Annotated in this window: 9 protein-coding genes and 1 tRNA gene; 6 read left to right on the top strand and 4 right to left on the bottom strand. The window is 54.3% G+C overall.

The genetic code is table 11. From position 1 onward, the window contains the following. Positions 1-65 precede the first annotated feature (65 nt). Both AC07WB_RS12280 and proR read left to right on the top strand, forming a co-directional pair. Complete coding sequence (locus AC07WB_RS12280) at positions 66-410, top strand: type II toxin-antitoxin system RelE/ParE family toxin (RefSeq protein ID WP_097096791.1); 345 nt, start codon at positions 66-68, stop codon at positions 408-410. Between the two features lie 14 nt (positions 411-424). Then, positions 425-727, top strand: coding sequence for a transcriptional regulator ProR (proR, locus tag AC07WB_RS12275; RefSeq protein ID WP_097096792.1), 303 nt, complete (start codon positions 425-427; stop codon positions 725-727). 141 nt (positions 728-868) lie between these two features. Here the strand turns inward: proR and AC07WB_RS12270 are convergent. After that, positions 869-944: transfer RNA gene (locus AC07WB_RS12270), tRNA-Asn, on the bottom strand. Positions 945-1,451: 507 nt separating this feature from the next. On the opposite strand from AC07WB_RS12270, the gene AC07WB_RS12265 reads away from it, so the two are divergent. The 4 genes from AC07WB_RS12265 to nac all read left to right on the top strand — a co-directional run bounded on the left by AC07WB_RS12265 (position 1,452) and on the right by nac (position 6,447). Then, the gene (locus AC07WB_RS12265) at positions 1,452-2,375 is read left to right on the top strand and encodes a sugar ABC transporter substrate-binding protein (protein ID WP_345829134.1); all 924 of its coding nucleotides are present in this window, start codon (positions 1,452-1,454) and stop codon (positions 2,373-2,375) included. A gap of 32 nt (positions 2,376-2,407) precedes the next feature. After that, positions 2,408-3,892 (top strand): sugar ABC transporter ATP-binding protein, encoded by a 1,485-nt coding sequence (locus AC07WB_RS12260; protein ID WP_494940578.1) that lies wholly within the window; start codon positions 2,408-2,410, stop codon positions 3,890-3,892. A gap of 14 nt (positions 3,893-3,906) precedes the next feature. Next, a complete protein-coding gene (locus tag AC07WB_RS12255; RefSeq protein ID WP_097096795.1) occupies positions 3,907-4,938 on the top strand; it encodes an ABC transporter permease in 1,032 nt (343 codons plus the stop codon). A gap of 591 nt (positions 4,939-5,529) precedes the next feature. After that, on the top strand, positions 5,530-6,447 hold the full coding sequence (gene nac / locus AC07WB_RS12250; RefSeq protein ID WP_097096796.1) for a nitrogen assimilation transcriptional regulator NAC: 918 nt from the start codon (positions 5,530-5,532) through the stop codon (positions 6,445-6,447). A 15-nt stretch (positions 6,448-6,462) separates the two neighbouring features. Here nac and AC07WB_RS12245 read toward each other — a convergent pair whose 3' ends face one another. The 3 genes from AC07WB_RS12245 to flhB are packed head-to-tail and all read right to left on the bottom strand — an operon-like array spanning position 6,463 to position 10,126. Then, on the bottom strand, positions 6,463-6,882 hold the full coding sequence (locus AC07WB_RS12245) for a flagellar protein FlhE (RefSeq protein ID WP_494940577.1): 420 nt from the start codon (positions 6,880-6,882) through the stop codon (positions 6,463-6,465). Beyond that, positions 6,879-8,981, bottom strand: a complete 2,103-nt coding sequence (gene flhA, locus AC07WB_RS12240) for a flagellar biosynthesis protein FlhA (RefSeq protein ID WP_097096797.1) — start codon at positions 8,979-8,981, stop codon at positions 6,879-6,881. Before flhA ends, AC07WB_RS12245 begins: the two co-directional genes overlap by 4 nt. Then, positions 8,981-10,126, bottom strand: a complete 1,146-nt coding sequence (flhB, locus tag AC07WB_RS12235) for a flagellar biosynthesis protein FlhB (protein ID WP_345829139.1) — start codon at positions 10,124-10,126, stop codon at positions 8,981-8,983. The genes flhA and flhB overlap by 1 nt, the downstream gene beginning before the upstream one ends. Positions 10,127-10,128: the final 2 nt, after the last annotated feature.

The following is a 10,128-nucleotide window of genomic DNA, read 5'->3' as shown; positions in this document are numbered from 1 at the left end:
TGTGCACACTCCACTTATCGCTTTACACCTATATAGCATTTGACCTATATTGACAAGGAGGCATTGTGTGGAAGATAGAGACAACCGACAGATTTTATCGCTGGCTAATGTCGCTTGATGATGTTGACCGGGCTTGTGTACTGGCAGGGCTTATCGTTTTGCGAGAAAAAGGTCCGGCTCTAAGCAGGCCTTATGCCGATACGATTAAAGGTTCACGTTATAGCAACCTGAAAGAACTGCGAGTACAAAGTAAAGGCGATCCCATTCGAGCATTTTTCGCCTTCGATCCATGGCGAATAGGTATTGTACTTTGTGCTGGATGCAAAGTAGGCAATGAAAAGCGCTTTTATGCTGAGATGGTCCCGCTGGCCGAGCGAGAATTTGCCAGGCATTTAGATAACAAGAGATGAAAAGGAGAGAGGCGATGGGCAGAACGCTAGAACAGATCCTCGCTGATGAAAAGCCTGAAGTGGTTGCCTGTGCCAAGGCTCTGGCGGAAGAGACCTTGCTCAACATTCATTTAGCGGAGCTGCGTGAGAAAGTGCAGAAAACCCAAGTGGAAATGGCGCAGGCGCTCAACATCAAACAACCTACCGTTGCGGGCATGGAAAAGCCGGGCCGCGACCTTAAGCTTTCTACGCTGAAGCGCTATATCGAAGCGGCGGGTGGAAAATTGCGGGTGGATATCGAATTACCAGACGGTTCGCATTACGAATTTGTGGTGTAACCATCAGCAAGTTATGTTCTGAAATCCCTTAAGGTGCGCATTTATGCGCACCATGAAGGTGGTCGCCATAAAGTTACGACCTTACTAAGTGCATAAAACACAAAAGCCCGCTCAGGTTTCCCTGAGCGGGCTTTTTAAATATGGCTCCTCTGACTGGACTCGAACCAGTGACATACGGATTAACAGTCCGCCGTTCTACCGACTGAACTACAGAGGAATCGTGTGAACGAGGCGCATATTAGCGATGCCGATCCCCATTGTCAAAGCCCGACTGCACACTTCTGGTTTAAGTGCGCGTAAAAGCAGCGGAATGACGCTTTTTTGCCTTGAACGATCAGATTCTAAACTGCCAACAGGATCTCACTTTAAACGCAATTCCTTTGAGATGTTAGAGGCGTGTCAAAGTTTTGTTATTTGCCGATTTTAAAACAATCGTTTCAGTGCTTTTATGATGAAAGTTTCAAATGTGGAGTGGATGAAATAAATGAACTGCTCATCACCACCTGCGAAACGCGCGCAGGCAGCTAAAACAGAATTGAGAAAATAACACATTGATAATTATCAGGTTGTAATAAACAGATGCAGTAAGCCAATAGCGTTAGACCAGAAGCCTTACCTCTACAACCACAAAAAAAACGCCAGCGATGTTGAGTGAATGTAAAAGATATTTTTCATTCGTCGTCTCAGCCAACCTGAGCATGTTAACGAAAAAGAAGGGTTACCTATGAAATTCAAAAAAGCGTTAGTGACTTCCCTGTTAGCTTGCATGTTGCCTGCCGCAGTGATGGCAAAAGACCTTCAGGTGGGCGTCTCTATGGCGCTGTTTGATGACAACTTCCTCACCATTCTGCGCACCGCAATGCAGAAAGAGATGCAGAAAGACAACATCAAAGGTCAGGTCGAAGACGCGAAAGGCGACGTTTCACAGCAGCTGCAGCAGGTTCAGAACTTCATTGGTCAGGGCGTTGACGCCATCATCGTTAACCCGGTAGACACCAACGCGGTAAAACCACTGGTGGACGCGGCGGCGAAAGCGGGCGTGCCGCTGGTGTTTGTTAACCGCAAACCGGCGGGTGAACTGAAAGACAAAATGGCCTTTGTCGGTTCCGACTCTGAACTGGCCGGTCGTCTGCAAATGGAAGCGTTAGCGAAAAAAATGAACGGCAAAGGCAACGTGGCGATTCTGCTGGGTGACCTCGCCAACGAATCGACGCGCGAGCGCACCAAAGGTGTTGAAGCGGTCGTCGCGAAATATCCTGGCATCAAAGTGGTACAGAAGCAGACCGCAAAATTCATGCGTAACGATGCGGTAGACGTGGTGAGCAACTGGTTAACCGCCGGTGATGACATCCAGGCCATTGCGTCTAACAACGATGAAATGGCCATTGGTGCTCTGCAGGCGCTGGGTAAAAACCCGAACCACATCCTGGTTGCCGGTGTTGATGGCACCCCCGATGCGCTGCAAATGATCAAGAACGACAAAATGGTCGCCACCGTGTTCCAGGATGCTAAAGGCCAGGGTGAAGGCGCGGTACAAACGGCGGTCAAACTGATTAATGGCGAGAAAGTGCAAAAAGTCGTCGATATCCCGTTCCAGCTGATCACCAAAGACAATTACGAAAAGTTCGCCAGCCAGAATCAAAAATAACCGTTCCCGACTTAGCCGTACGGAGGTGATGTATGACCGCTTTTGCGCTTGAAGCCGAAGGCATCAGCAAGTTCTTCCCCGGAGTGAAGGCACTCGACAATGTCTCACTGCGTATTAAACCGGGGTCGGTACATGCCCTGATGGGTGAAAATGGCGCGGGCAAATCCACTTTAATGAAATGCCTTATCGGGATGTATCGTCCCGATAAGGGCACCATTCGCATTAAAGGGGAGCCGGTGCAGTTTCAGGACACCATGGATGCCTTGCGTTCTGGCATCTCCATGATTCACCAGGAGCTCAATCTGGTGCCTTACATGACCGTGGCCGAAAACATCTGGCTCGGTCGCGAACCGATGAAGTACGGCTTTGTCGACCACGGCAAACTCAATAAGCAAACGCAGGAGTTGCTGAACCGGTTGAATATCCGTCTGAAAGCGGATCGTATGGTCGGTGAGCTTAGTATCGCCTCGCAGCAGATGGTTGAAATTGCTAAAGCGGTATCGTGGAATTCGGACATCGTGATCATGGATGAACCGACCTCGGCACTGACAGAAACCGAAGTGGCGCATCTGTTCACCATCATCCGTGACCTGCGCGAGCAGGGCAAAGCCATCATCTATATCAGCCACAAAATGGATGAAATCTTTGCCATTACCGATGAGATCAGTATCTTCCGCGACGGTTCCTGGGTGGGCAGTAATGACACCAGCCACTATACCCGCCAATCGTTGATTACCCAGATGGTGGGCCGCGAACTGACACAGCTGTTCCCGAAATTTAATGGGGAAATCGGCGAAGATGTGCTGACGGTGCGCAATTTAACCTGCAAAGACCGTTTTACCGATATCAACTTTACGGTGCGCAAGGGTGAAATTCTTGGCGTTGCCGGCTTGGTAGGTGCAGGGCGCAGCGAAGTGATGGAAAGCCTGTTCGGCATGGAGAGCTTCGACAGCGGTGAAATCCTGATTGATGGCGTCCCGGTGAAGATTGATTCTCCCTCCACGGCGATTGAGAAGGGCATGGCGTTTCTCACCGAAGATCGCAAAAAGTCCGGGTTGTTCCTGGTGCTGTCGGTGATGGAGAACATGAGCATCGTCAACATGCCGGATTACACCCACAAAAGCGGTTTTGTCAGCCATATCAAAATGGCGCAGGACTGCATGGATCAGATTCGCAAACTCAACATCAAAACCCCCACCATGGATCAGATCATCAATAACCTCAGCGGCGGTAACCAGCAGAAGGTGCTGATTGCGCGCTGGCTGCTGGCGCAACCGAAGATCCTGATCCTCGATGAACCGACGCGCGGTATTGATGTTGGGGCCAAAGCAGAAATTTATCGTTTGATCAGTGAACTGGCAAACCGTGGCGTCGCCATCATCATGGTGTCGTCCGAACTGCCAGAAATTCTCGGCATGAGCGACCGCGTGATGGTAATGCACGGCGGACGTATAACCGGCATCCTCGATAAAGAAGAGGCCAATCAGGAAACCATTTTGTCGTTGGCATCCGAGTGAGGCGTGAGACACCTATGAGTAATGTAAAAATTTCGGCCCCGCAGGCCGCAGAACAACCCTCTTTCTTCAGCAACCTGCGTCATAAGCTGCCTAAAGATACGGGTATTTTTGTTGTGATGGTGGGCATTGCCCTGATCTTTGAAATCGCAGGCTGGTACGTGCGTGACCAATCCTTCCTGATGAACACCAACCGCCTGGTGCTGATTGTGTTGCAGGTGGCGATTATCGGGATTATCGCCGTGGGCGTGACGCAAGTTATTATCACCACCGGTATCGATCTATCGTCCGGGTCGGTTATCGCCTTAACTGCCGTCGTCGCGGCGAGCCTGGCGCAGACCTCCGATAGCCTCACGCCAATGTATCCCTCATTGGTCAACCTGCCCGCCGTGATTCCGATTGTCGCCGGCATCGGAGTAGGGCTGTTGTGCGGCGTGATGAACGGTGTACTGATTACCAAAACCGGGATTCCTCCGTTTATCGCGACCCTCGGCATGATGGTTTCCGCGCGCGGTCTGGCGCAGTACTACACGCAGGGTAATCCGATCAGCTTCCTGTCAGATGGCTTTACCTCCATCGGCCAGGGCGCAATGCCGGTGATTATTTTCCTGGTGGTGGCGTTCCTGTTCCACATTGCGCTGAAGCACACCCGCTACGGCAAATATGTCTACGCGATTGGCGGCAACATGACCTCCGCCAAAGTGTCCGGCATCAACGTTAACAAGTACCTGATCATCGTCTATACCATCGCCGGTGCGCTCTCAGGGCTGGCGGGTGTGGTGCTGGCGGCGCGCGTGAGTAGCGGCCAGTCAAGTATGGGCATGGCCTACGAACTGGACGCCATCGCCGCAGCGGTTATCGGCGGTAGCAGCCTGATGGGCGGCGTTGGACGCATCACCGGTACGCTGATTGGCGCGGTGATCCTCGGACTGATTAAGAGCGGCTTTACCTTTATCGGTGTCGATGCGTACGTGCAGGACATTATTAAAGGCATCATCATCGTTGCCGCAGTTTCAATAGATATGCACCGCAACCGCAAAAAACGCTGATACGCTTCATACTTCGCGCTGTAGCGGCGTTGGCTGCGCCCGTTTACCCTGGTCACATAGTTGTCTATGCTCCCAGGGCTAAACGGGCTTGCCGCCTTGCTACAGCGCGAAGTATTTTGCGTATCGACACCGTGCATTTAACACAAAAATTCTCTCGGTCGGTTCCCTCTCCCGCGAGCGGGAGAGGGCCAGGGTGAGGGACAGCGCGCACCCTCCCCACCACATAAGTTTTCCTGCTGGTTAATCCCCTTCTTTCCCGCTCGTTTGGTTTTATTAACGCTATTTCTGCCCTTTATCGGCTATTTCTGCACCATACCCGCTCATCGCGTCATCACTTTTTTGCACGCCTGCCTCGCATTTTCCGCACCATCGCAGTGCAACCTGATGCATTCTTAATCCTTTTGCGTCATCGCCCGCGCTTATTAACCCGTTCGAGGTAATCACAAACGCTTATTTTCCGTGCCTTTAGGAAAAATCCGGCCAGGCTTTTTTACCGCTTGAATAAACCTGGCCTGCATATTGCAACTTCATCTATACAAGCCAGCAGGCTGAGACGCCCAACCTGGGTATTCGGGGATTGACGGAGGCAACATGAATTTAAGACGACTCAAGTACTTTGTAAAAATCGTCGATATCGGCAGCCTGACTCAGGCAGCAGAAGTGCTGCACATCGCGCAGCCTGCGCTTAGCCAGCAGGTCGCTACGCTGGAAAATGAACTCGATCAGCAATTGCTGATCCGCACCAAGCGCGGCGTGACGCCAACCGAGGCCGGTAAAATTCTCTATGCCCACGCCCGTACTATTTTGCGTCAGTGCGAACAAGCGCAGACGGCGGTGATCAATGCCGGGCAGGCATTAAATGGTCAGGTATCGATTGGCTTAGCGCCGGGTACCGCCGCATCGTCACTTACCATGCCGCTGCTGCACACGGTGCGCGAGCAATTCCCCGATGTGCTGGTGTATCTGCATGAAAACAGCGGCACCTCGCTGAATGAAAAAGTGATGAACGGCCAGCTGGATATGGCCGTGCTGTACGATCGCGCGCCGACGGCGGGCATTAATAGCATTCCACTGATGAAAGAGGAGCTTTACCTGGTGGGCGCCACGGCGTGTCCGGGCACCACGGTCGATCTGGCAGACGTCGCGCAGATGAGCCTGTTCCTGCCGCGTGATTACAGTGCGGTGCGTAAACGTGTGGACGAAGCCTTCTCGCTGCGCCGCCTCAGCGCTCGCATTATTGGTGAGATTGAGTCGATCTCGACGTTGACCGCCGCCGTAGCGAGCGGCATGGGCGTTACAGTATTGCCTGAATCCGCCGCGCGGGCGCTGGTCAGTTCAACACATGCCTGGATGGCGCGGATTAACAGCCCGTCACTGAATTTGCCGCTGTCACTGAATATCTCGGCGCGTTTGCCGCTGTCGCCATCGGCGCAGGCAGTGAAAAACATTCTGCTATCACTGCTGAATAAGCCGATGGTGGAAGATCGTGAATTGATGTTGGTGGGCTAAAATCGCAGCCAGCCGTTAACGCTTAACCTGGTAACCTATCGAGACCTGGTTACTGAGCACCGTGAGCGGCGGCTGTAAGGGCCCACGACGTATCGAGAAGTATTCGAAGTGGAAGGGCCCAGCCGCTGGAAAACCGGCGGGCAAGGTAATCTCACCCTGTTGTGCGGGCAAAGGTACGCAACGGCTGGCGCTGCAAAATTGCAGGCGCAGCCCTTGCGGCGCCGGGCCATCCATTTTGATCTGCCATTGCAACGTCTGCGCGCTGGCATGTTGGGGCAGCGTCCCGGCGCTCTGAACGGGACGGCTTTTCAGCCACTGCTTGCCGTGCGTCAGCGTGCCGCCGTAGCTTGCGCTGCTCCACGACCCGCTCGCCGCACCGGCCAGCGGCGATGCCGCCAGTAGCAGCATCCCCATTCCCAGCATCAAACACTTCATGCTTTACTACCAATCATCCACGTCATGCGCACATTACGCTGCGTGTTGATCTCCTGGCTGGAGAGCACCGCCATCTGTGGGAACATGCGGCGCAGATAGCGTGACAGCATCAGACGCAGCGATGGGTTAACCAGCAGCACCGGCGGTGCGCCAAGTCCTTCCTGATGCATCAACGCTTTCTCCGTCTGTTTCATCAGGTTTTCCGCAATACCCGGCTCGATGGCGCTGCCGCTCTGGGTCGCCTGCACCAGCAGTTGCTCCAGAGACATATCCAGCCCAATCACCTGAATATCCTCTTCGCCTGGGAACCACTGCTGCGTGATGGCGCGAGCCAGTCGGGCGCGCACGCGGGCGGTCAGATCGTCGGTATCGCTGTTCGGGCCGGCAAACTCGGCCAGCGTATCAATAATGGTACGCATATCACGAATCGGTACGCGCTCAGACAGCAGGTTTTGCAAGACCTTATGCAACATGGTCAGGCTAATGACCGCTGGAATCAGATCTTCCACCAGTTTTGGCGCATGTTTCGTCAGCTGATCGAGCAGCTGCTGCGCTTCCTGACGGCCAAACAGCTCTTCCGTATGGGTAGAGATTAAGTGATTAAGATGCGTGGCCACCACGGAGCTCGGATCCACCACCGTATATCCCAGCGTCTGCGCCAGTTCGCGATGTACTTCATCAATCCAGCGAGCAGGCAGTCCAAAGGTTGGCTCGGTACAGGCGGTGCCGGGGACTTCACCCTCCGCGCAGCCGGGATCGATCGCCATCCAGCGATCGGGCTGAACTTCCCCGTGACCAATCTCCACGCCTTTCAGCAGGATGCGATAACGCGTCGGCGGCAGGTCGAGGTTGTCACGAATATGCACCGCCGGCGGCAGGAAGCCCATTTGCTGAGCAAACTTTTTACGAATGCCGCGCACGCGCGTCAGCAGCTGTCCGTTCTGCTCCTGATCCACCATGGGGATCAGGCGGTAGCCTACTTCCAGCCCTAGCTCATCTTCCATCTGTACGTCCGACCAGGTGGCTTCATTCACCTGCGCCGCTTCGGCTTCCGCCATCATCGGATCGTGTGAGACAGAACCTGATGCACCAGATTTCTTCTGCTCAGCCTGACGGCCACGCAGCCACCATGCGGTGAGCAGCAGCACGGCAGTAAACAGCAGGAAGACAAAGTTTGGCATGCCCGGAATCAGACCGAGCAGGCCAATTACCGCGGCGGCCAGCAGCAGTACGCGCGGTGAGGTAAACAGCTGGCTCACCATCTGCTCGCCAACATCCTGGTCGTTAACCACGCGCGTCACCACCACACCCGCAGCGGTAGAGATCACCAGACCCGGAATCTGTGCCACCAGACCATCACCGATGGTCAGCAGGGTGTAGGTTTCGCCCGCCATGCCCGCAGACATATCGTGCTGCATCACGCCAATAATCAGTCCACCGATAATGTTGATGGCCATGATCATCAAACCGGCGATGGCGTCGCCGCGCACAAACTTACTGGCACCGTCCATCGACCCGTAGAAGTCGGCTTCCTGCGTTACCTCTTTACGGCGACGCTTGGCTTCATCTTCGCCAATCAGGCCGGCATTCAGATCCGCATCAATCGCCATCTGTTTGCCCGGCATCCCATCAAGGGTAAAGCGCGCACCCACTTCAGCGATACGGCCGGCACCTTTGGTGATGACCATAAAGTTGATGATGATCAGAATCACGAAGACGATAATACCGATGGCAAAGTTGCCGCCCACCAGGAAGTGGCCAAAGGCCTCCACCACTTGGCCAGCCGCGCCGGCACCCGTATGGCCGTGCATCAGGATCACACGCGTTGAGGCCACGTTCAGCGCCAGGCGGAGCAGGGTAGAGAACAGCAGCACCGTCGGGAAGGCCGAGAACTCCAGCGTATTCTGGGTGAACATCGCCACCAGCAGAATCATGATCGACAGCACGATGTTGAAGGTGAACAGCAGGTCCAGCACGAAGGTTGGCAGCGGCAGGATCATCATCGCGAGGATGGTCATGATCAGCACTGGCCCCGCCAGCACCTGCCATTGGGTTTCCTTCATGTTGGGCAAACGTAATTTTGTGGCGAGATTAGCCATCACTCTTTACTCTCTTGTGCGAAATCCAGCGCGGCCGGAACCGGGAGGTCTTTCGGCAGCTGCGGGCGTTGACCTAAGCCTTTTCGCCAGCGACGCAGGCTATAAACCCAGGCCAGCACTTCAGCTACGGCGTTATACAATTCAGTGGGAACCGGTTGTCCCGGTTCACAATGGCGATAAAGGGCACGCGCCAGCGGCGGCGCTTCCAGCATGGGTACGCGGTTTTCGTCCGCCAATTCACGGATGCGTAGCGCAATCAGACCGCTACCGCTGGCCACCACAATCGGTGCCCCCATACTGCCTTCTTGATATTTCAGCGCGACCGAATAGTGGGTGGGGTTGTTCACCACCACGTCTGCTGCGGGCACATCGCTCATCATGCGTGATTGCGCCATCTGGCGTTGAAGCTGCCTGACGCGACCTTTCAGCTGCGGATCACCTTCCTGATTTTTGAACTCGTCTTTGATCTCCTGACGACTCATACGCAGCTTTTTAAAGTGGCTCCACAGCTGGTAAATCACATCGAAGGCCACCATCGGGATCAGTGACAGGATGATCACCAGCATGCAGCCGAGCAGCAGGCGGCTAATGTCACCTAATGCCATGCCGAGCGGTTCAAACACCAGCCCAATAAACTTCATCTTGTTGAGCCAGAGAAACAGCCCGCCACCGATCCCCGCCAGCGATACTTTCAGAATCGCTTTAGTCATTTCAGACAGCATCTGCGAGGAGAACAGGCGCTTGATACCGCTGATCGGGTTCAGTTTCTTCGCGCTGAACTTGATCGCTTTCCCGCTCAGATTGAGGCCGCCAATAATGGAAGGCGCCACCAGGGCAGTAATAAACAGGCCGCCGACAAACGGCAGCATCGCCAGAAAGGCGCTGCCGAGTAGCGCACCGGCGTGATGCAGCATATGTTGAGGGTCGCTCACCAATAGCCGGTCAAACACCAAACCGTTATGCAGCATATGCATCAGTTTGCGCGCCAGATGATCGCCGCCGGAAACCATCAATCCCCAGCCAACCAGCAGCATCGCGAGCGTGGTTAACTCACGCGAGCGCGGAATCTGTCCCTCTTCCCTGGCCTTCTGTTTTCGGTGGGGTGTGGGGTCTTCCGTTTTGTCGTTTTCACTCTCTTCGGACATAG

The organism is Pantoea sp. GW821-FHT03E06 (assembly GCF_059420725.1).
The sequence above is the reverse complement of the archived record's forward strand: the minus strand, read 5'-3'. Positions and strand labels throughout refer to the sequence as shown.

Bases quoted from the DNA above. Each gene is read 5' to 3' on its own strand.
- proR (WP_097096792.1), top strand. From the start codon at position 425: ATGGGCAGAACGCTAGAACAGATCCTCGCTGATGAAAAGCCTGAAGTG.
- AC07WB_RS12265 (WP_345829134.1), top strand. From the start codon at position 1,452: ATGAAATTCAAAAAAGCGTTAGTGACTTCCCTGTTAGCTTGCATGTTG.
- AC07WB_RS12260 (WP_494940578.1), top strand. From the start codon at position 2,408: ATGACCGCTTTTGCGCTTGAAGCCGAAGGCATCAGCAAGTTCTTCCCC.
- AC07WB_RS12255 (WP_097096795.1), top strand. From the start codon at position 3,907: ATGAGTAATGTAAAAATTTCGGCCCCGCAGGCCGCAGAACAACCCTCT.
- nac (WP_097096796.1), top strand. From the start codon at position 5,530: ATGAATTTAAGACGACTCAAGTACTTTGTAAAAATCGTCGATATCGGC.
- AC07WB_RS12245 (WP_494940577.1), bottom strand. From the start codon at position 6,882: ATGAAGTGTTTGATGCTGGGAATGGGGATGCTGCTACTGGCGGCATCG.
- flhA (WP_097096797.1), bottom strand. From the start codon at position 8,981: ATGGCTAATCTCGCCACAAAATTACGTTTGCCCAACATGAAGGAAACC.
- flhB (WP_345829139.1), bottom strand. From the start codon at position 10,126: ATGTCCGAAGAGAGTGAAAACGACAAAACGGAAGACCCCACACCCCAC.